The organism is Pseudomonas sp. G1002, assembly GCF_013385455.1.
GTDB lineage: Bacteria > Pseudomonadota > Gammaproteobacteria > Pseudomonadales > Pseudomonadaceae > Aquipseudomonas.
Map to the genome: position 1 here is coordinate 365 of NZ_JACAPY010000068.1, position 19,453 is coordinate 19,817.

Genomic DNA, 19,453 nt, shown 5'->3' on the forward strand with positions numbered 1-19,453 from the left:
CTGTAAGAGCGGAACCAATAGCAGCCGTTACCGCAGGAATGGATATGTACACGGTAAACGCCAACCCAAGGGGTCACTCATGTTCAACAAAATCCTCATAGCCAACCGTGGCGAAATCGCCTGCCGCATCCAGCGCACCGCCCAATCCCTGGGCTACCGCACCGTAGCGATCTATAGCGAAGCCGACGCCGACGCCCTGCACGTCCAGATGGCCGACGAAGCCATCAACATCGGCCCCGCCCCGGTCACCCAGTCCTACCTGAACATCGAAGCCATCCTCAACGCAGCCCACCGCACCGGCGCCGACGCCATCCACCCCGGCTACGGCTTCCTCTCCGAAAACCCCGACTTCGCCCGAGCCTGCGCAAACGCCGGCCTCACTTTCATCGGCCCCAGCCCCGAAGCCATCGACCTGATGGGCAGCAAACGCCTCTCAAAAATCGCCATGCTCAACGCCGGCGTCCCCTGCATCAAGGGCTACCAAGGCCCCGACCAGGGCGACCCAACCCTGCAACAACAAGCCACCCACATCGGCTACCCACTGATGATCAAGGCCAGCGCCGGCGGCGGCGGCCGCGGCATGCGCCTGGTACACAACCCCGACACCCTGCTGGAACACCTGCGCACCGCCCGCTCCGAAGCACAAAACGCCTTCGGCAGCGCCGAACTCATCCTCGAACAAGCCCTGATCGCCCCCCGCCACGTCGAAATCCAACTGTTCGGCGACACCCACGGCAACCTGATCTACCTCGGCGAACGCGACTGCTCGGTCCAGCGCCGCCATCAAAAAGTCATCGAAGAAGCCCCCTGCCCCGTCATGACCCCCAAGCTGCGCCAAGCCATGGGCGAAGCCGCCCTCAAGGCCGCGCGCGCCGTCAATTACGTCGGCGCCGGCACGGTGGAGTTCCTGCTCGACCGCGACGGCAATTTCTACTTCCTGGAAATGAACACCCGCCTGCAGGTCGAACACCCGGTCACCGAACTGATCACCGGCCTCGACCTCGTCGCCTGGCAACTGCACATCGCCGCCGGCCAACCTTTGCCCCTGAGTCAGGAACAAGTGACCCTCACCGGTCACGCCATGGAAGTGCGCCTGTACGCCGAAGACCCGGCCCAGGGCTTCCTCCCGCAAACCGGCGACGTACTGCGCTGGGACCCGGCGCCAGGTGTGCGCATCGATCATGGCGTGCTGGAAGGCCAGCGCATCACCCCGTTCTACGACTCGATGCTGGGCAAGATCATCGCCCACGGCGCCACCCGCGAAGAGGCCCGGCGCAAGCTGGTCAGGGCCGTGGAAGACTGCGTGCTGCTCGGCGTGCCCACCAACCAGCGCCTGCTGGCCAGCCTGCTCAAGCATCCACACTTCATCGCCGGCGATTTCAGCACCGGCTTTATTGCCGAACACTTCAGCGACATCCCGCGTACCCACGCGACCAACGAAGAGCTGGCCCTGGCCGCCGCGCTGTTTTACCAACACAGCGCCAGCGCTCACACCCAGCCATTATCCGGCTGGCGCAACAACGCCAGCGTACCCTGGACCTGGCAATTGGCCGAACACGACGAGCCCCGGACCATCAGCCTCAGTGTGCTGGCGGACAATTGCCTGCAAGTCGAGATTGATCAGCACGCCATCGAAATACGCGACCTCTCCACCGACGGACGCTGGGCCACCGCCGTTCTCAACGGCATTCGCCGTCGCATTGCCTACCACCTGCAAGGCACCCGGCTCTGGTTGCCCGGCGTGTGCATCAATGATCGAACCCAAACCGTCGCCACCCGCCAGGCCGAGGCCAGCAACGGCACGGTCAAGGCGCCGATGGATGGGGCAATTGTCGAAGTACGGGTCAGCGAAGGCGATTCGGTCAGCAAGGGCCAGCTGTTGCTGGTGCTGGAAGCGATGAAAATGGAGCACCCACTCAAGGCCGGCATGAGTGGCGTGGTCAAGCGAATCCAGGCGGCTGCAGGCGATCAGGTCAGGAACCGTCAGATTTTGCTGGAGATCGAGTAAGCCCTGGGCGGAACTAGCAGGCTTGGCTACGCTCTATCCCCATCAGGACGGGAAGAGTACGGGAACCTGCGATGCCTCATTGGCTGATTATTGATCTTGAAGCCACAACGGATGAAGGCGGCTGGCCCGTGACCGAGATGGAAATCATCGAAATCGGTGTGAGCCTGGTCAACCGCCAGGGCCGTGAACTGGACCATTTCCAGCGTTTCGTGCGGCCATTGCGCAGGCCGCTGCTGACGCCGTTCTGCCGCCAGTTGACCCACATCACCCAGGCGAATATCGACGCTGCCGCGCCGTTGATCGAGGTGTGGCCGCTGTTCGAACGCTGGCTTGGCCAGCACCAGGCACGCCTGGAAGGCTGGGCGAGCTGGGGTGACTACGATCGCCAGCAACTGGAACTGGAGTGGCAGCGCCATGGCTTGAGCAGCGTGCTGGGCCAGACGCCCCACGTGAACCTCAAGCAACGCTTCGCCAAGGCCCGGCGCCTGGACAAGCCGCTGGGGCTCAACGGCGCGCTGCAACTGGCCGGCATGCAGTTCCACGGCCAACAGCATCGGGCGCTGGAAGATGCACGCAATACCGCACGGCTGCTGCCGTTGATTTTGCCCGTGTAGAAGGCATACTGGCCGACCTTTCTTGACCCTTTTCCGAGGATTCGCCCATGTTTAAAGTCAACGAGTACTTCGACGGCACCGTCAAGTCGATCGCTTTCGGCACTGCAGAAGGTCCGGCGACCATCGGCGTCATGGCCCCGGGTGAATACGAGTTCGGCACTGCCCAGCGTGAAATCATGCACGTGGTATCGGGCGCACTGACCGTCAAGCTGCCAGACAGCACCGACTGGGAAACCTTCGCCGCCGGCAGCCAGTTCAACGTGCCAGCCAACAGCAAGTTCCAGCTGAAGGTGGCGGTCGACACCGCCTACCTGTGCGAATACCGCGGCTAAACGTTCGATAGCCGAAAAAAATGCCCGTCTCGCGAGAGACGGGCATTTTTCATTTCAGGGCTGCTTACTCCAGGATCGTCACCGGCATGCCGACTTCCAGGCGGCCCACCCCATCGTTGACCAGGTTCTGCCCGAACATCACATCGCCCTCTTGCTCGCGGTAGGTCTTGAGCGTGGCCAGCGGTTCGCGGTCGGCACTGCGCTCGCCACTCGCCGGGTCGATGGTGGTGAGGATGCAGCGTGAGCAGGACTTGACCACGCGAAACTCCACATCACCGATCCGTATCCGCTTCCAGCCGTCTTCGGCAAAGGCTTCGCTGCCCTCGATCACCAGGTTGGGGCGAAAACGCAGCATCTCCATGGGCCGACCGATACGCTGGGACAGGTCATCCAGGGACGCCTGGCCGATCAGCAGCAACGGAAAGCCATCGGCAAACGCGACCTTGTCATCATCCTTGCCGTAGCCGGCCTCGGTCGTGCGTGCACGGGACAGCGGCACTTGCACCAGCCGCGTGGGTTTGCCGATGAATTCGCTGAGCCAGGCGCCCGCCTCGTCACCGGCATCCGGCACGCGCAAGGTGTCACGCCAGATGGTCACGCCGCGCAACTCGGCATCGCTGCCGGGTAGTGGCACGTCAAGCGCAGGTTGGCCCTCGGCGCTCAAGGTCAGGCCACCGGCGCTGTTCCACAGCGCCGAGAGCTGGCTCATCCTGGCCACGGCGCGCTGGGTCAGGAAACGCCCGCTGGCCTCGTCCACCAACATCCAGCGTCGATCCCCGTCGAGCCCGAGTGTGTCCAGGCCGATCTGCTGCAAGGATTCACCCTTGCCGGACTTCAAGGGGTATCGGTACAACGCGCTGAGACGAAGCATGGGCCTGCATTCCTGAGGGACAAAGCCGTCACCCTAAGCTCAAGCCGGGACTTCGTCCAGCATCAGGCGCTGACGTACCACGTCCACCAACTTGTCGGGCTGGAACTTGGAGAGGAAGTTGTCGCAACCGACCTTCTTCACCATCGAGTCGTTGAAGCTGCCGGACAACGACGTATGCAGCACCACGTACAGGCTGCGCAGGCGCGGGTCGTTGCGAATCTCGGTGGTCAGGCGGTAGCCGTCCATCTCGGGCATTTCAGCGTCGGTGAAGATCATCAACAGCTTGTCGGTCATCACCTGGCCACTGTCGGCCCAGGCCTTGAGCATGTTCAGTGCCTTGAGGCCGTCGCTGGCAATGTGCATCTTCACCCCCAACTGTCCGAGGGTGTCACGCAGTTGCGAGAGGGCGACGTTGGAGTCATCCACCAGCAGCACTTCGCGGCCGCGGGCGCGTTCCAGCACCGGGTCTTCAAGTTTCTCGCGGGAAACCTTGGCGTTGTAGGGCACGATTTCGGCGAGGACTTTTTCCACGTCGATGATTTCCACCAACTGGTCATCGACCTTGCTGATGGCCGTCAGGTAATGCTGGCGCCCGGCACTTGCCGGCGGCGGCAGGATCGCCTCCCAGTTCATGTTGACGATGCGGTCGACGCCGCCCACCAGGAACGCCTGCACCGAGCGGTTGTACTCGGTGACGATAATGGTGCTGTTGGGGCCCGGAATCAGCGGACGCATGCCAATCGCCTGGGACAGGTCGATCACCGGCAACGTCTGCCCACGCAGGTTGACCACGCCGCAGACAAATGGGTGGCGCTGGGGCATCAGGGTCAACTTGGGCAGTTGCAGCACTTCCTGCACCTTGAACACGTTGATCGCGAACAGCTGCCGCCCGGCCAGGCGAAACATGAGGATCTCCAGGCGATTCTCACCCACCAATTGTGTGCGTTGATCTACCGTGTCGAGAATGCCGGCCATTAAAGACTCCTGGGGTTTAGCGGATGGATAGTGCTGGTCACTGAAGCAGGTTATCGGCGGCAAACGCCGGACCTTGACCCCCCACTAAAATGCCATGCAAATCCATTGATGTCACACTGACATCATGCTTTACTGAACCCGCTTCAACGCAAGGCCCATCACCACCGCCGCGTGACCGCAAAGTCTGCGCGAGGTTCCGCTATGTAAGGGATTCCCCTATCCACAATCAGGACCAACCTGATATTCGCGATATCTAATAGCCATTAATGTGACGCCATTCTCATTGCATGAATGGAGTCAGGCTTTTGTTTGCTATCGCAAGCCCACGGCCAACGGATCATCCAGTGGCTTATGTACTGGCACCCAAAGAAGTTGTGCGAATGCCCCTGGAAATTGTCGGGTACTCGGACGACGGTCGTCATTCAAATAAATTTCCTACTGAAAAGTCGGAACGGGCCTACAGATATTCGTCATATTTCAGCGGTAGTTTTACGCCATTCAACCGGTGCAACATCTCATCATCCGATCGTATGTTCTGGAGACTTGTGTGATGAACGACGGCAAAGAGTGGCAACTTGCACTTCCCGAGTTCCTCCTCGAAGCGGAAATGTTGCTGGCCAAGTCTGAAGAATGCTTGAGCCACCTGCATTTGATCCGCAACGACAGTGACGCGATCGACTGCATGAAAACCAACCTGATCAAGCTCGCGGAAAAATCCGAAGCCCTGGCCCTGAGGGCGATCAGCGAGTTCTCACGGCATATCCAGTACCTGATCAGCAACGCCGCCAGCCCCCTGCAACTGCATGACGAAGCACTTGATGCACTGCACAACTGCCTCACCCTGCTGGCCTGGCAACTGGAGTTGATCGATACAAAAACCGGCAAGCTCGGCCTGGATGAAACGGAACAAACCGTGTTGATCGCCACCGTTGTCCAACACATCCCCCAAAGCGATTTCGGCTATAAGCAACAACACAGGCCTTACGCTATTTGAGGCGTCTTCGCATTCAAGCGACAAAAATGTCGCATTCAATTGCCTGATTATCTAAAAACGACACCACAACTATTTATGCATCACGACATCGTTAGCAGAAAAATATCAATAAGCCACTAACGACAATACTGATACAAAACAACTTCAATGATACAACTTCCCCACTCGTTGAACTCCGGGACTACCTTCCGGGACGCTGCCGTGATTAATACGCCTCATCCCGCTCGGCGCCAGGCGACCAACGGTAATAGTGGTGGTACCATGCCCCGCTCGAAGTGACTCAACTTCATGATGCATATAAACGTGAAATGCGCCTCCTATGTACGCCAGCCTGAAGTCACTCATCGCAAGGTCCGTGTCCCGAAGCAATGCACGCTGGATAACCCTCGCGCTATGCCTGTGCGCGTGCCTGCTCAGCCTGTGGGCTTATGCACACTCGGCCGATCTTCCCCTGGCGCTGTTGTCAGTGAACCTGGCCACCCTGCTGGTGGTGGGCTTGCAACAGTGGCGCTCACGCAAGTCCATCAAGCTCCAGCCCCAGGAGTTGGCCGACCGTCTGTTGCAGGTCCAGGAAAACGAACGTCATCGCCTCAGCCGCGAACTGCACGACGATATCGGCCAACTGTTGACCGCCGCCAAGCTGCAAAGTGAATGGCTCAAGCGCCGTCTTCCGGAAAACCTGCAGGGCCACTGTGCGGTGCTGTGCAACACCCTCAACGAAACCCTGGCCAAGGTGCAGGACGTGTCGGCCATCCTCAACCCCCGGCAACTGGCGAGCCTGGGCCTTGAGGCGAGCCTGCGGGCGCATCTGCTCAAGACCCTGGAAAACACACGGGTAAGCTGGAGCCTGGAATGCCATCAACGGCTGACCGGCATCCCGGAAGAGATGGCTGTTGCCGCCTTTCGCATTACCCAGGAAGCCGTCACCAACATGCTGCGCCATGCCCAGGCACGTAACCTGCTGGTACGCCTGCAACGCCTGCCCGAAGGCCTGTCACTGTTTATCAGCGATGACGGCCAGGGCTTTTCGCCCGCCATCAACCCCGCCCAGGAAGGCCAGCGGGGCATGGCCGGGATGTCCGAGCGGATTGATCAACTGGGAGGCACATTGTCGGTCAATAGCCAGCCAGGCTCCGGGACGAGGATCGAAGCGCTTTTCCCCTGGGCGCCCCGCGCCCTCGAACGGGCCAACCCCCATAAGGTTCTAGAGTGACGTGCAACTTACTCCTGGTGGATGACCACTCCCTGATCAGGGCCGGCGTGCGTGCGCTGGTCATGGATATTCCCGGCTACGCGGTGATCGGTGAAGCGAGCGACGGCGCGCAGTTGCTGGAGCGGTTTGACGCGCTGCAACCCGACATCGTGCTGCTTGACCTGTCGATGAAGCACACCGGCGGGCTCGATGCATTGAAAGACCTCAAGCGCGCCTACCCGAAGAGCAAGGTGCTGATCCTGTCGATGCACACCGACCCGGAGCTGATCATGTGCGCGCTGGAGTCCGGCGCCCATGGCTACCTGCTCAAGGACACCACGGCCAATGAGCTGGAGCACGCGCTGCTGGCGTTGCGCAACAACGAACGCTACCTCAGCCCGGCAATCGCCCATACGGTGATCAACCAGGCGCTGATCCGCAATCAGGCCCAGGTCAACCCGCCGCCCCACAGCCACAACCTGACGGCACGCCAGTTGGAAATCCTGCGCTTGATCGTGCGCGGCAAGTCCACCCGTGAAATCGCCAATGGCCTGGGTCTGAGCATCAAGACCGTGGAAGCCCACCGCTCGCAGATCATGAAGCGCCTGCAGATTTTCGACGTGGCGGGCCTGGTGCTGTTCGCAGTGCGCGAACAGATCATCAGCCTTGACGATTAGTCAGCAACGGTGAGTCCTCCGGCAGATGCACCCGCAGTGCCTGGGGCAAGGCCGAGAAGTGCAAGTCGTCACCCTGGAGTGGTTCGCCGTCGAGGTTGATCGCCAGCCCTTCGGCGACCTTGATTTCGACCCACGGCAAGCGCGCCCGCACAAACATATTGTCCAGGCCCCAGCCGTCCGTCATCAGGTTGCGCAGGGTGCCGACCACTTCCTGCGGCGCCGGCAAGATGCTGATATCCAACAAACCATCATCGGCCAGGGCGCCGGGGCACAGCACGTGGCCACCACCGGCCTGGCGCCCGTTGCCGATGCCCAGGGCCAGCAGCTCGCCGCGCCAGTGAAAGTCAGGGCCCTGCAATTCACCGTAGGCCGCGCGCAACTCGCTGAAGCGTGACAGGCCGGTAAACAGATACGCCGCGCCACCGAGGACTTTCTTCAAGTCTTCGGAGGTGTTGGCGGTGACCTGGCTGCCAAAACCACCGGTGGCCATATTCAGGAAGATCTGCCCGCCTACTTCGCCCAGGTCGATGGCACGGGCCGGTACATCCAGCAGGTCCAGGGCCTGCTCGGGCTCCAGCGGCACACCGGCGGCGCGGGCAAAATCGTTGGCGGTACCGAGGGGCATCAGCACCAGGCTGGCCTCGGTCTTGGCCCGGGCCATGGCCTCGGCCACATCCCGCAGGGTGCCGTCACCGCCGCCGGCGATCAGCCGCGTGTAGCCATCGGCAAGGGCCTGATCGACAAACCGCTGGGCATCGCCACCCTCCCACGTCACCCGTACGGCCAGCTCCCAGCCCTGCTCGCGCTTGCCCTGCACCGCCGCCCGCACCTGCTCGTTGAGGGCTTGCTTGCCGTGCAGAATCAACAGTGCCTTGGGTGTGCTCATGGATGAATGCTCCTGGGTTTAAGGTTCCTGAGGGATGTTGACCGTGGCCAATCGAAAAAAAGCCATCGGATGTAGAAATTAACCGGGTTTTGTAGCGTTTCTGACACGGATCAACTCGCACTTGGCGAAATCGACCTAGACTTATACCTATTCCCACCCGACAAGGCCGTCGCACCATGATCACCATGTCCGCCTTCCACTCCATGCTTATCCCCATCCTGACCGGCATGATCCTCCTGGCCATCGGCTTCAACTTCCGCGACAAACCCATCGGTGTGTTCGGCATGTGGATCGGCATGCTGCTGATCCTCGGCACCGTGGTTTACAAGATCCTCGCCAAACTCGCCGAATGACAATCTCACTCGCATTGCACATGACGGCCTCGTACACTCGGTCAATTCGTCGTTTTTAAGGTTGACCGCCTCGTGCTTGCCCGTCTGTTTGCCCTGCCCTGTTGCCTGCTTTTCTGCCTGCTGACCCTACTGCCCATGGCGCCTGCCCACGCCGTGAGCCTGCCAGGGCTGCTGGGCAGCAACACCAAAACCCAGCCGCAAGCCGACGTCCCGTTGGGCCAGTCCCTGGACGAGGTGATCAAGACCCTGGAAAACGACCAGCAGCGCACCAAGCTGCTGAGCGACCTGAAAAAGCTTCGTGAGACCACGCAAAAGGCCCAGCCCGCCGCCGAACTGGGTGTGCTCGGTTTGATCGGCGGCACGCTGTCGAGCCTGGAGCAACAATTCTCCGGTGCCGACAGCCCGCTCAATCGCTGGTCCAACGAATTTGACCAGGCCAAGGATGAACTCACCGCACTGATGCTGCCGGCCAGCGAATGGCTGCCGATCATCTTTGCCTTTGCCATGATCCTGATGCTCTGGAGCCTGCTGGCCGCGATCCTGATCTGGCTCAGCCACCGGGTGCGCGAGCGCTTCGGCCTGACCGAAGAACTGCCGCAACACCCCAAGACCTGGGACCTGCTGCGCTTTGCCCTGCGCAAGCTCGGCCCGTGGCTGATCGCGTTGGTGATCACCGTCTACATGAGTTACGCACTGCCCTCGTCCCTCGGCAAATCCCTGGCGATGGTGCTGGCCTACGCGCTGGTGGTGGGCACCTGCTTCTCGGCGATCTGCGTGGTCGCCTTTTCCGTACTCGACGGCCCGCACCGTCACCGCGCGTTGTACATCCTGCGCCACCAGGCCTTCCGGCCGTTATGGCTGATCGGCAGCTTTGCCGCCTTTGGCGAAGCCGTCAGCGACCCGCGCCTGGCCGAGAGCCTGGGCCAACACCTGTCCCATGTCGCCGCGACCATCGCCAATGTCATGGCCGCGCTGTCCACCGGTGTGTTCATCCTGCGATTCCGCCGGCCGATTGCGCACCTGATCCGCAACCAGCCGCTGTCCCGCCGCCTGACCCGCCGCGCCCTGAGTGACACCATCGAAATCGTCGGTACCTTCTGGTACCTGCCGGCGTTGCTGCTGGTGGGCATCTCGCTGTTCGCCACCTTCGTCTCCGCCGGCGACACCAGCACCGCCCTGCGCCAGTCGTTGTTGTGCACGGTGTTGCTGGTGCTGTGCATGGTGATCAACGGCCTGGTGCGCCGCCATTCCCTCAAGCCGCAGCGTGGGCACAAGCGCCATGCGCTGTACTCCGAGCGCCTGAAAAGCTTCGTCTACACCCTCGCCCACCTGGTGGTGTGGCTGGTGTTTATCGAACTCGGCCTGCGGGTCTGGGGCCTGTCGCTGATCCGCTTTACCGAAGGCGACGGACATGAAATCAGCGTCAAGCTGTTCGGCCTTGCCGGCACATTGCTGTTTGCCTGGCTGATCTGGATCCTCAGCGACACCGCGATCCACCACGCCCTCACCCGCTCGCGCAAAGGCCTGGCCAACGCGCGTGCGCAAACGATGATGCCGTTGATTCGCAACGTGCTGTTCGTGACCATCTTCATCATTGCGGCCATCGTCGCCCTGGCGAACATGGGCATGAACGTCACGCCGCTGCTGGCGGGTGCCGGTGTGATCGGCCTGGCCATCGGTTTTGGTGCACAGTCGCTGGTGGCGGATTTGATCACCGGCCTGTTCATCATTATCGAAGACTCCCTGGCAATTGATGACTACGTGGATGTCGGCGGCCACCTGGGGACGGTCGAAGGGTTGACCATCCGTACCGTGCGCCTGCGGGACATCGACGGCATCGTGCATACGATCCCGTTCAGTGAAATCAAAAGCATCAAGAACTACTCCCGGGAGTTCGGCTACGCGATCTTCCGGGTGGCGATTCCCTACAACATGGAAATCGACGACGCCATCAAGCTGATGCGCGACGTCGGGCAGAAGATGCGCAACGACCCGTTGCAGCGGCGCAATATCTGGTCGCCGCTGGAGATTCAGGGTGTAGAAAGTTTCGAGTCCGGCAGTGCGATTCTTCGCGCCCGCTTCAAGACCGCGCCGATCAAGCAGTGGGAGGTTTCGCGGGCGTTCAACCTGTCGCTCAAGCGTCACCTCGATGAAGCCGGGCTGGACCTGGCCACCCCACGCTTGAGCGTGCAAGTGGTGACAGCGGCGGGAGGCGTGCAAGAGAAAGAATAAGCGCTGCCCGGACGACGTCAGGATCAACAACAATAATCATGGAGAGTCCTTATGCGTTTGACCGGTCTTACACACCAATGGGTATTCGGCCTGCTGTGCGGTGTCGCCAGCAGCGCGGTTATCGCCGCCAGCAGCGGCCAGGACAGTGCCCGTGAAACCATCGCCGCCCAGGCGAAAGTGCTGGAACCGGCCCTGCTGGAAACCCGGCGCGACATCCACGCCCATCCTGAACTGGGCAACACCGAAAAGCGCACCGCAGAACTGGTGGCCAAGCAATTGCGGGAGATGGGGCTTGAGGTCAAGACCGGCGTCGCCCGCACCGGCGTGGTCGCAATCCTCAAAGGCGCCCTGCCCGGCCCGACCGTTGCCTTGCGCGCCGACATGGATGCGCTGCCGGTCAAAGAAGTGTCCGACCTGCCCTTTGCCTCGAAGGCCAAGGGGGTGTACCTCGATAAAGAAGTCGACGTGATGCACGCCTGCGGCCACGACGCCCACACCGCCATCCTGCTGAGTACAGCGAAAATTCTGACCGGCATGCGCGATCGTCTGCCGGGCACCGTGGTGTTTTATTTCCAGCCGGCTGAAGAAGGCCCGAGCGACTTTATCCCCGATGGCAAGAACACTTGGGGCGCGAAGATGATGGTGCAGGAAGGGGTGATGAAATCGCCCAAGCCGGATGCGGTGTTTGGGCTGCATGTGTGGGCCGGTGTGCCTGCGGGGCAGATTGCGTATCGGCCGGGGCCTACCCTGGCGAGTTCGGATGACCTGCGGATCAAGATCCTGGGCAAGCAGACCCATGCGGGGCGGCCGTGGGACGGGATTGATCCGATTACTGTCGGGGCGCAGGCCATCGTTGGGTTGCAGACGGTGGTGAGCCGGCGTACCGACATTTCTTCGTTTCCGGCGGTGGTGAGTATTGGCACCATCAACGGAGGGACGCGGTACAACATCATTCCCGAGTCGGTGGACATGAGTGGGACCATTCGCTCCTACGACTATGGCATTCGCCAGAAGCTGCATGCGGATGTGCGGCAGACCGTCGAGAAGATTGCCGAGAGTGGTGGGGCGAAGGCTGAGGTGACGATCATTGAGAAGTACGATCCGACCATCAACAACCCGGCGCTGACCGAGAAGATGCTGCCGAGTTTGCGTTGGGCGGCGAATGGGGATGTGGTCAACGCCCCGTTAGTGGGTGGGGCTGAAGACTTCTCGTTTTATGCCAAGGAAGCGCCGGGGTTGTTTGTGTTTCTGGGGGTGACGCCGAGGGATCAGGACATGAGCAAGGCGGCGCCGAATCATAATCCGGGGTTCTTTGTGGATGAGTCGGCGTTGGTGGTTGGGGTTCGGACGCTGGCTTCGTTGGCGACTGATTATTTGTATGCCAATGCGGCGGATTGAGGGTATATCCGTTATTCAGGTAACGGCCGCCTAGGGTTCCGCTCTTGCCCCACCACTCTGCACCTTGCTCGGGCTTAAGTGTGGTGAAGCAACAGCAAACCCAAAGGCGGACACGATCCAAATGTGGGAGCGGGCTTGCTCGCGAAGGTCGTTAACGATGACGTGGGTATCCTGACTCAACGCGGCGCCCTCAGGTTTTTCGCGAGCAAGCCCGCTCCCACATAAAGCGGCTCTGCTTTTGCTCTAACACTCAGGTCATCGGGGTAAAGCCCTGTGCTTACTTGGGGCTGGGCCGGCATTCCGGCTGTTCAAAAGTGAGCCGCTGTGAGAGCGGAACCAAAAGCCGCCGTTACCTAAATAACGGATACACACAGGCAAAACGTCAAACCACATCCACCCCCACATGAATCGCATCATGCCGCCAAAACTCCAGATCACAATCAATCAACCGCTCATGCTGATCATAATTAACCCGAGCAATCCGCAACCCCGGGCTCCCCACCGACACCCTCAACGCCGCCGCAGCCTCAACCTGCAATGACGTCGGCACAATCTCAAACCGCACCCGCCCGTAGTGCAAGTCATACACCCGCGCATACAACTCCGTAATCGACTGATTCAAATCACACTCCAGAATCCCCGGAAAATACTGCGGGTTCAGATAGTGCTCCACATACAACACCAACCGCCCATCAATCCTGCGCCCCCGGCAAATCTGAATCACGCTGGACAACGCCGGCAACTGCAACCACGCACACACCGCCGCCGAAGCCGGCTGCAACCGCGCCGAAATCACCTCGGTCGACGGCACCCGACCCTGGGCACTCACCATCGCGTGAAAATGACTGCGCTGCATCAGGTTATAGGCAAGCCTGGGCGGCGACACAAACCACCCCCGCCGCTCCTCGCGATAAATCTGCCCTTGTGCCTCAAGTTGTAACAAGGCTTCCCGCACCGTAATCCGGGTGGTACCAAACAACTCGCTGAGCTTGCGCTCGGCCGGCAGCTTACTGGCAGGCGCCAACAAGCCATGGTCGATCTGCTCTTGCAGCGCCAGGCCAATGGTTGTCACCGCCTTGGTTGCCTCATCACGCATCAACGTTACCTATCTGGACTAGACCAGCACTATTCAGGTGCACAAAACGCCCGCTAAACGCGCCTCTGCTGTTGCGTGCAAGCCTAGGCATTGCACATGACCGACAGATGACAGCGCCTCGCGACGTCCTGCCACAAGACCTGCAATACATCGGCCAAGTCCAAGGCTTCCGGGCGGTTGGGCATGGTCTACGCTTACCCGGTGATCCCCCGTCCAGGCCAACAAAAAACGACATCGACATGAAACTGTCATCCGCCACGCCTAAATTGGCTCGTGTATTGCTGACCTAGACCAACACCACCGCAAACGTCGATAAAAACGCAGCGTTGAAAACGCCCAAAGGAGCTTCGGATGAAACAGCTTTTCCTGGCATCACTGTTAGGCTCGACCATTGCCATGTGCACCGCCGCCATGGCCGCTGATACCGATCTAAAAACCCTGGAAGCCGCCGCGAAAGCGGAAGGCGCCGTCAACAGCGTCGGCATGCCCGATGACTGGGCCAACTGGAAAGGCACCTGGGACGACCTGGCCAAGACCTACGGCCTCAAGCACATCGACACCGACATGAGCTCCGCCCAGGAAGTCGCCAAGTTTGCGGCAGAGAAAGACAACGCCAGCGCCGACATCGGCGACGTGGGTGCAGCCTTCGGCCCGATCGCGGTGAAACAGGGCGTTACCCAACCGTACAAACCGACCACCTGGGCACAAGTCCCGGATTGGGCGAAAGACAAGGACGGTAACTGGGCCCTGGCCTACACCGGCACCATCGCCTTTATCGTCAACAAAAAGCTGTTGCACGGCTCCGAAGCTCCGAAAAGCTGGGCTGACCTGAAGACCGGCAAATACAAGGTTTCCATCGGTGACGTGAGCACCGCCGCCCAGGCGGCCAACGGCGTACTCGCCGCCGCACTGGCCAACGGTGGCGACGAGAAGAACATTCAGCCGGCGCTGCTGATGTTCGCCGACATCGCCAAGCAAGGCCGCCTGTCGCTGGCCAACCCAACCATCGCCACCATGGAAAAAGGCGAAGTGGAAGTGGGCGTGGTCTGGGACTTCAACGGCCTGAGCTACAAGGCCAAGATGACCAACCCGGATGACTACGTGGTGCTGATCCCATCGGACGGCTCGGTGATTTCCGGCTACACCACGATCATCAACAAATACGCCAAGCACCCGAACGCCGCCAAGCTGACCCGCGAATACATCTTCAGCGACGCCGGCCAAACCAACCTGGCGCGTGGCAATGCGCGGCCGATCCGTGCCGAGCACCTGACCTTGCCAGCCGACGTACAGGCCAAGCTGCTGCCTAACGAGCAGTACAAGAAAGTCACGCCGATCAAGGACGCCGACGCTTGGGAGAAGACCTCCAAGGCACTGCCGCAGAAGTGGCAGGAAGAAGTCATCATCAATATGCAATAAGGCTGTAACCCACATTGGAGATCCGCTGGAGATCCAATGTGTGAGCGGGCTTGGGTGGGAGCGGGCTTGCTCGCGAAAGCGCAGTGTCAGTCAATACATGTGTGACTGACCCACCGTCTTCGCGAGCAAGCCCGCTCCCACAAAAGCCCACTCCCACACTTAACTGCGTTCCCTCAGGGGAAATTGAGTCAAGCCTATTTGTTGCGGAGCCCCAGCCCCTATGAAGCACAACGTCATCCTTGTCGTGCTCGACGGCCTGAATTACGAGGTTGCCCGACACGCCATGGGGCACTTGCAGGCCTATGTCGGCGCAGGACGCGCAGCACTGTACAAACTGGAATGTGAACTGCCGGCCCTGTCCCGGCCACTGTACGAATGCATCCTCACCGGCGTCCCGCCGATCGAGAGCGGCATCGTCCACAACAACGTCTCGCGCCTGTCCAACCAGCGCAGCATTTTCCATTACGCCACCGACGCCGGTTTATCCACGGCGGCGGCGGCGTATCACTGGGTCAGCGAGTTGTATAACCGCTCGCCCTTTATCGCCGCCCGGGATCGGCATACCAGCGACTCGGCCCTGGCGATCCAGCACGGGCATTTCTACTGGAATGACCATTACCCGGACTCGCACCTGTTTGCCGACGCCGAAAGCCTGCGCCTCAAACACGCGCCGAATTTCCTGGTGGTGCACCCGATGAACATCGACGATGCCGGCCACAAGCACGGCCTCGACACCCCGCAATACCGCAACAGCGCGCGCTCGGCCGACATCATCCTCGCCGACTACCTGCAAGGCTGGCTCGACGCCGGTTACCAGGTACTGGTGACGGCCGACCACGGCATGAACAACGACCGCTCCCACAACGGCCTGCTGCCGGAAGAACGGGAAGTGCCGCTGTTTGTGCTGGGTGATGCCTTCAGCCTCGACACCCACGCCACGCCCAAACAAACCGAGCTGTGCGGCACCGTCTGCGAGCTGTTGGGTGTACCCCACGACAAACCTGTATGCCGGGAGCTGTTGAAGTGAATTCAGTGATCCGCGGCAAATGGCTGGCCGCCTTGTGCCTGGTGCCCTTCGCGCTGTTTTTTATCGTGTTCGAGATCGCTCCGCTGTTCTGGGTGCTGGTCAGCAGCCTGCAATCGGAAGAGTTTGGCTGGGGCCTGGCCAACTTCAGCAAGATCGCCAATTCGAAATTCTACCTGCAGGCAATCCAGTACAGCCTGGAGATCAGTTTCTACTCCAGTGTGTTCGGGATCGTCATTGCCGTGCTGGGCAGTTACTCGCTGCGTCGGGTGGATGGCCGGCTGCGCAATTTCGTGACCGCCTTCGCCAACATGACCAGCAACTTCTCCGGTGTACCCCTGGCCTTCGCCTTCATCATCCTGCTGGGGTTCAACGGCAGCATCACCATCATGCTCAAGCAGGCCGGGATCATTCAGGACTTCAACCTGTATTCCAAGACCGGGTTGATCATCCTTTATACCTATTTCCAGATTCCCCTCGGCGTACTGCTGCTCTACCCGGCCTTTGACGCGTTGCGCGAAGACTGGCGCGAGTCCGCTTCGTTGCTCGGCGCGGATGGCTGGCAATACTGGCGGCATATCGGCTTGCCGGTGCTGACCCCAGCGCTGCTGGGCACCTTCGTGATCCTACTGGCCAACGCTCTCGGCGCCTACGCCACGGTGTACGCGCTGACCACCGGCAACTTCAACGTGCTGCCGATCCGCATCGCGGCGATGGTCTCCGGCGATATTTCCCTGGACCCGAACATGGCCAGTGCCCTGGCCGTGGTGCTGGTAGCGCTGATGACGGTGGTGACCGTAGTCCATCAACTGCTGCTCAAGAGGAGCTACCATGTCTCGCGCTGAACCTGGCTCGGCCGCCCTCTACCATCGCGTAGTGGTGTACCTGTTGCTTGCTGTCCTGGTGCTGCCATTGCTCGGCACCCTGGTCTACTCCATCGCCAGCAGTTGGTCGGCGACCATCCTGCCATCCGGCTTTACCTTCAAATGGTATATCCAGCTGTGGAGTGACCCGCGCTTCCTGAATGCCTTCGGCCAGTCGCTGCTGGTGTGCGTCGGCGCGCTGATCTTGTCGGTGGTGCTGATCCTGCCGCTGCTGTTTGTGGTGCATTACCACTTTCCGAAACTCGACGCGCTGATGAACATTTTGATCCTGCTGCCCTTCGCAGTGCCGCCGGTGGTGTCGTCGGTGGGGCTGTTGCAGCTCTACGGCTCGGGGCCATTTGCGATGGTGGGTACGCCGTGGATCCTGATCGGTTGCTACTTCACCGTGGCGCTGCCGTTCATGTACCGGGCGATCACCAACAACCTGCAAGCGATCAACCTGCGGGACCTGATGGACGCCGCCCAACTGCTCGGTGCCAGCACCTTCCAGGCGGCGTTCCTGGTGGTGCTGCCGAACCTGCGCAAGGGCTTGATGGTGGCATTGCTGCTGTCGTTCTCGTTCCTGTTCGGCGAGTTCGTGTTCGCCAACATCCTGGTGGGCACCCGCTACGAAACCCTGCAGGTGTACCTCAACAATATGCGTAACAGCAGCGGCCACTTCACCAGTGCCCTGGTGATCTCCTATTTCTTCTTCGTGCTGGTGCTGACCTGGGCCGCCAACATCTTGAACAAGGACAAAAGCCAATGAGCTTCGTCAGCGTCCAACACCTGCAAAAAGGCTACGCCGGTACGCCGGTATTCAGTGACATCAACTGCGAAATCGCCAAGGGCGAATTCGTCACCCTGCTTGGCCCGTCGGGCTGCGGCAAGTCGACCCTGCTGCGCTGCATCGCCGGCCTGACCTCGGTGGACAGCGGGAAAATCCTGCTGGATGGCCAGGACATCGTCCCGCTGAGCCCACAGAAACGGCATATCGGCATGGTGTTCCAGAGCTACGCGCTGTTCCCCAACATGACCGTGGAACAGAACGTCGCCTTCGGCCTGCGCATGCAGAAGGTCAATGCCGACGACAGCCACAAACGCGTGCAGGAAGTGTTGCAACTGGTGGAGCTGAAAGAACTCGCCGGCCGCTACCCGCATCAGATGTCCGGCGGCCAGTGCCAGCGCGTGGCCCTCGCCCGCTCGCTGGTGACGCGCCCGCGCCTGCTGTTGCTCGACGAGCCGTTGTCGGCCCTCGATGCACGGATTCGCAAGCACCTGCGCGAACAGATTCGCCAGATCCAGCGCGAGCTGGGCCTGACCACCATCTTCGTGACCCATGATCAGGAAGAAGCCCTGACCATGTCCGACCGGATCTTCCTGATGAACCAGGGCAAGATCGTACAGAGCGGCGATGCCGAGACCCTCTACACCGCGCCGGTGGATGTGTTCGCCGCGGGCTTTATCGGCAACTACAACCTGCTGGACGCCGACAAGGCCAGCAAACTGTTGCAGCGCCCGGTCACCGGGCGCATCGCCATTCGCCCGGAGGCCATTGAGCTCAGCCGCAGCGGTGAGCTGGATGCGTTGGTGCGCAGCCACAGCCTGTTGGGCAACGTGATTCGCTACCGCATCGAAGCCCGGGGCGTGGAATTGGTGGTGGATGTGCTTAACCGCTCGGCTGACGATCTGCACCCGGATGGTCAGAGATTGGCACTTTCCATCGACCCAAGTGCGTTGTGTGAAGTAGCCTGACGCACGATTTATTTGAGAGAGCGTGACAGATGGCATTGGTAATTTTTGATCTGGACGACACCCTGATCCACGGCGACTGCGCCACCCTGTGGAGCGAGCAGATGGGCCGCCTGGGCTGGGTGGATGGCGAGTCGTTCATGCGCAAGAACGACGAACTGATGGCGGCCTACAGCCGCGGTGAGCTGGCCATGGAGGATTTCATGGACTTCAGCCTGGAGCCGATGATTGGCCGCACGCCGGAAGAGATCGAGCACCTTGTAGAGCCGTGGGTGGAAGACGTTATCGAGCCGCTGATCTACAGCGAAGCCACCCGCACCATTGCACAGCACCGCAAGAATGGTGACCGGATTTTGGTGATCTCGGCGTCGGGAACGCACCTGGTCAAGCCGATTGCGGCGCGTATCGGCATTGATGAAGTGCTGGGGATTGAGCTGGACGTCGCCCATGGGGTGTACAGCGGCAAGACCACAGGTGTACTGACTTACCGCGAAGGCAAGATCACTCGCCTGATGGAATGGCTGGAGCAGGAAGGTGAGCACCTTGATGGGGCGTACTTCTATTCGGATTCGCGCAATGATTTGCCACTGTTGTTGAAGGTGGAGAATCCGCAGGTGGTGAACCCGGATCCAGTTTTGCGGGCGCATGCTGAGCAGGCTGGGTGGCCGATTCATCATTGGGTTTGACGTTTTGTTGCGCTGGTTTGAGGTGAGTACATATCCGTTATTTAGGTAACGGCCGCCTGTGGTTTCGCTCTTACAGCGACT

General features: G+C 60.6%; 18 protein-coding genes and 1 pseudogene. 15 read left to right on the forward strand and 4 right to left on the reverse strand.

The annotated features are described in order from the left end of the window. Window positions 1-79: 79 nt before the first annotated feature. The 3 genes from HX801_RS31515 to HX801_RS31525 all read left to right on the forward strand — a co-directional run bounded on the left by HX801_RS31515 (window position 80) and on the right by HX801_RS31525 (window position 2,954). On the forward strand, window positions 80-2,008 hold the full coding sequence (locus HX801_RS31515) for an acetyl/propionyl/methylcrotonyl-CoA carboxylase subunit alpha (protein ID WP_177023411.1): 1,929 nt from the start codon (window positions 80-82) through the stop codon (window positions 2,006-2,008). A 71-nt stretch (window positions 2,009-2,079) separates the two neighbouring features. Next, window positions 2,080-2,622 carry an exonuclease domain-containing protein gene (locus HX801_RS31520; protein WP_003219774.1) on the forward strand — a complete coding sequence of 181 codons (543 nt, stop codon included), beginning with the start codon at window positions 2,080-2,082 and terminating at the stop codon, window positions 2,620-2,622. Between the two features lie 47 nt (window positions 2,623-2,669). Beyond that, window positions 2,670-2,954: a pyrimidine/purine nucleoside phosphorylase gene (locus tag HX801_RS31525; protein WP_003183665.1), complete on the forward strand. Its 285-nt coding sequence runs from the start codon at window positions 2,670-2,672 to the stop codon at window positions 2,952-2,954. A 64-nt stretch (window positions 2,955-3,018) separates the two neighbouring features. On the opposite strand, the gene HX801_RS31530 is transcribed toward HX801_RS31525, so the two are convergent. Then, a complete protein-coding gene (locus HX801_RS31530) occupies window positions 3,019-3,825 on the reverse strand; it encodes an MOSC domain-containing protein (RefSeq protein ID WP_003219772.1) in 807 nt (268 codons plus the stop codon). Window positions 3,826-3,864: 39 nt separating this feature from the next. Further along, window positions 3,865-4,800: a chemotaxis protein CheV gene (locus tag HX801_RS31535; protein WP_008430676.1), complete on the reverse strand. Its 936-nt coding sequence runs from the start codon at window positions 4,798-4,800 to the stop codon at window positions 3,865-3,867. Window positions 4,801-5,350: 550 nt separating this feature from the next. Here HX801_RS31535 and HX801_RS31540 point away from each other — a divergent pair. The 3 genes from HX801_RS31540 to HX801_RS31550 all read left to right on the forward strand — a co-directional run bounded on the left by HX801_RS31540 (window position 5,351) and on the right by HX801_RS31550 (window position 7,663). Continuing rightward, window positions 5,351-5,794: a hypothetical protein gene (locus tag HX801_RS31540; protein ID WP_003219767.1), complete on the forward strand. Its 444-nt coding sequence runs from the start codon at window positions 5,351-5,353 to the stop codon at window positions 5,792-5,794. A 319-nt stretch (window positions 5,795-6,113) separates the two neighbouring features. Next, window positions 6,114-7,007, forward strand: coding sequence for a sensor histidine kinase (locus HX801_RS31545; protein WP_177023412.1), 894 nt, complete (start codon window positions 6,114-6,116; stop codon window positions 7,005-7,007). Beyond that, on the forward strand, window positions 7,004-7,663 hold the full coding sequence (locus HX801_RS31550) for a response regulator transcription factor (protein WP_003219763.1): 660 nt from the start codon (window positions 7,004-7,006) through the stop codon (window positions 7,661-7,663). Before HX801_RS31545 ends, HX801_RS31550 begins: the two co-directional genes overlap by 4 nt. On the opposite strand, the pseudogene yegS reads toward HX801_RS31550, so the two are convergent. After that, window positions 7,625-8,549: pseudogene (yegS, locus tag HX801_RS31555) on the reverse strand (lipid kinase YegS); the annotation flags it as partial. The gene HX801_RS31550 and the pseudogene yegS overlap by 39 nt on opposite strands. A gap of 176 nt (window positions 8,550-8,725) precedes the next feature. On the opposite strand from yegS, the gene HX801_RS31560 reads away from it, so the two are divergent. The 3 genes from HX801_RS31560 to HX801_RS31570 all read left to right on the forward strand — a co-directional run bounded on the left by HX801_RS31560 (window position 8,726) and on the right by HX801_RS31570 (window position 12,532). Beyond that, on the forward strand, window positions 8,726-8,902 hold the full coding sequence (locus HX801_RS31560; RefSeq protein ID WP_003219760.1) for a hypothetical protein: 177 nt from the start codon (window positions 8,726-8,728) through the stop codon (window positions 8,900-8,902). Between the two features lie 72 nt (window positions 8,903-8,974). Beyond that, on the forward strand, window positions 8,975-11,134 hold the full coding sequence (locus HX801_RS31565; RefSeq protein ID WP_003219758.1) for a mechanosensitive ion channel family protein: 2,160 nt from the start codon (window positions 8,975-8,977) through the stop codon (window positions 11,132-11,134). Between the two features lie 51 nt (window positions 11,135-11,185). After that, window positions 11,186-12,532: an amidohydrolase gene (locus HX801_RS31570; RefSeq protein WP_177023413.1), complete on the forward strand. Its 1,347-nt coding sequence runs from the start codon at window positions 11,186-11,188 to the stop codon at window positions 12,530-12,532. A gap of 382 nt (window positions 12,533-12,914) precedes the next feature. On the opposite strand, the gene HX801_RS31575 is transcribed toward HX801_RS31570, so the two are convergent. Continuing rightward, window positions 12,915-13,628 carry a UTRA domain-containing protein gene (locus HX801_RS31575; protein WP_010166446.1) on the reverse strand — a complete coding sequence of 238 codons (714 nt, stop codon included), beginning with the start codon at window positions 13,626-13,628 and terminating at the stop codon, window positions 12,915-12,917. A gap of 351 nt (window positions 13,629-13,979) precedes the next feature. On the opposite strand from HX801_RS31575, the gene HX801_RS31580 reads away from it, so the two are divergent. The 6 genes from HX801_RS31580 to HX801_RS31605 all read left to right on the forward strand — a co-directional run bounded on the left by HX801_RS31580 (window position 13,980) and on the right by HX801_RS31605 (window position 19,372). Then, entirely contained in the window at window positions 13,980-15,047 is a 1,068-nt protein-coding gene (locus tag HX801_RS31580) for an ABC transporter substrate-binding protein (protein ID WP_177023414.1), read from the forward strand. A gap of 220 nt (window positions 15,048-15,267) precedes the next feature. Next, complete coding sequence (locus tag HX801_RS31585) at window positions 15,268-16,074, forward strand: alkaline phosphatase family protein (protein ID WP_003219750.1); 807 nt, start codon at window positions 15,268-15,270, stop codon at window positions 16,072-16,074. Next, window positions 16,071-16,916, forward strand: a complete 846-nt coding sequence (locus HX801_RS31590) for an ABC transporter permease subunit (protein WP_010166442.1) — start codon at window positions 16,071-16,073, stop codon at window positions 16,914-16,916. Before HX801_RS31585 ends, HX801_RS31590 begins: the two co-directional genes overlap by 4 nt. After that, window positions 16,903-17,703 (forward strand): ABC transporter permease, encoded by an 801-nt coding sequence (locus HX801_RS31595; RefSeq protein ID WP_102369616.1) that lies wholly within the window; start codon window positions 16,903-16,905, stop codon window positions 17,701-17,703. Before HX801_RS31590 ends, HX801_RS31595 begins: the two co-directional genes overlap by 14 nt. After that, a complete protein-coding gene (locus tag HX801_RS31600) occupies window positions 17,700-18,689 on the forward strand; it encodes an ABC transporter ATP-binding protein (RefSeq protein WP_177023415.1) in 990 nt (329 codons plus the stop codon). Before HX801_RS31595 ends, HX801_RS31600 begins: the two co-directional genes overlap by 4 nt. A 29-nt stretch (window positions 18,690-18,718) precedes the next feature. Continuing rightward, the gene (locus HX801_RS31605; protein WP_102369617.1) at window positions 18,719-19,372 is read left to right on the forward strand and encodes an HAD family phosphatase; all 654 of its coding nucleotides are present in this window, start codon (window positions 18,719-18,721) and stop codon (window positions 19,370-19,372) included. The last annotated feature ends 81 nt before the right edge of the window (window positions 19,373-19,453 follow it).

Excerpts from the sequence above, each read along its gene's own strand:
- HX801_RS31540 (WP_003219767.1), top strand. The coding sequence starts at position 5,351 with ATGAACGACGGCAAAGAGTGGCAACTTGCACTTCCCGAGTTCCTCCTC.
- HX801_RS31575 (WP_010166446.1), bottom strand. The coding sequence starts at position 13,628 with ATGCGTGATGAGGCAACCAAGGCGGTGACAACCATTGGCCTGGCGCTG.
- HX801_RS31600 (WP_177023415.1), top strand. The coding sequence starts at position 17,700 with ATGAGCTTCGTCAGCGTCCAACACCTGCAAAAAGGCTACGCCGGTACG.
- HX801_RS31560 (WP_003219760.1), top strand. The coding sequence starts at position 8,726 with ATGATCACCATGTCCGCCTTCCACTCCATGCTTATCCCCATCCTGACC.
- HX801_RS31605 (WP_102369617.1), top strand. The coding sequence starts at position 18,719 with ATGGCATTGGTAATTTTTGATCTGGACGACACCCTGATCCACGGCGAC.
- HX801_RS31525 (WP_003183665.1), top strand. The coding sequence starts at position 2,670 with ATGTTTAAAGTCAACGAGTACTTCGACGGCACCGTCAAGTCGATCGCT.
- HX801_RS31515 (WP_177023411.1), top strand. The coding sequence starts at position 80 with ATGTTCAACAAAATCCTCATAGCCAACCGTGGCGAAATCGCCTGCCGC.
- HX801_RS31530 (WP_003219772.1), bottom strand. The coding sequence starts at position 3,825 with ATGCTTCGTCTCAGCGCGTTGTACCGATACCCCTTGAAGTCCGGCAAG.
- HX801_RS31595 (WP_102369616.1), top strand. The coding sequence starts at position 16,903 with ATGTCTCGCGCTGAACCTGGCTCGGCCGCCCTCTACCATCGCGTAGTG.
- HX801_RS31545 (WP_177023412.1), top strand. The coding sequence starts at position 6,114 with ATGTACGCCAGCCTGAAGTCACTCATCGCAAGGTCCGTGTCCCGAAGC.
- HX801_RS31580 (WP_177023414.1), top strand. The coding sequence starts at position 13,980 with ATGAAACAGCTTTTCCTGGCATCACTGTTAGGCTCGACCATTGCCATG.
- HX801_RS31520 (WP_003219774.1), top strand. The coding sequence starts at position 2,080 with ATGCCTCATTGGCTGATTATTGATCTTGAAGCCACAACGGATGAAGGC.
- HX801_RS31535 (WP_008430676.1), bottom strand. The coding sequence starts at position 4,800 with ATGGCCGGCATTCTCGACACGGTAGATCAACGCACACAATTGGTGGGT.
- HX801_RS31570 (WP_177023413.1), top strand. The coding sequence starts at position 11,186 with ATGCGTTTGACCGGTCTTACACACCAATGGGTATTCGGCCTGCTGTGC.
- HX801_RS31585 (WP_003219750.1), top strand. The coding sequence starts at position 15,268 with ATGAAGCACAACGTCATCCTTGTCGTGCTCGACGGCCTGAATTACGAG.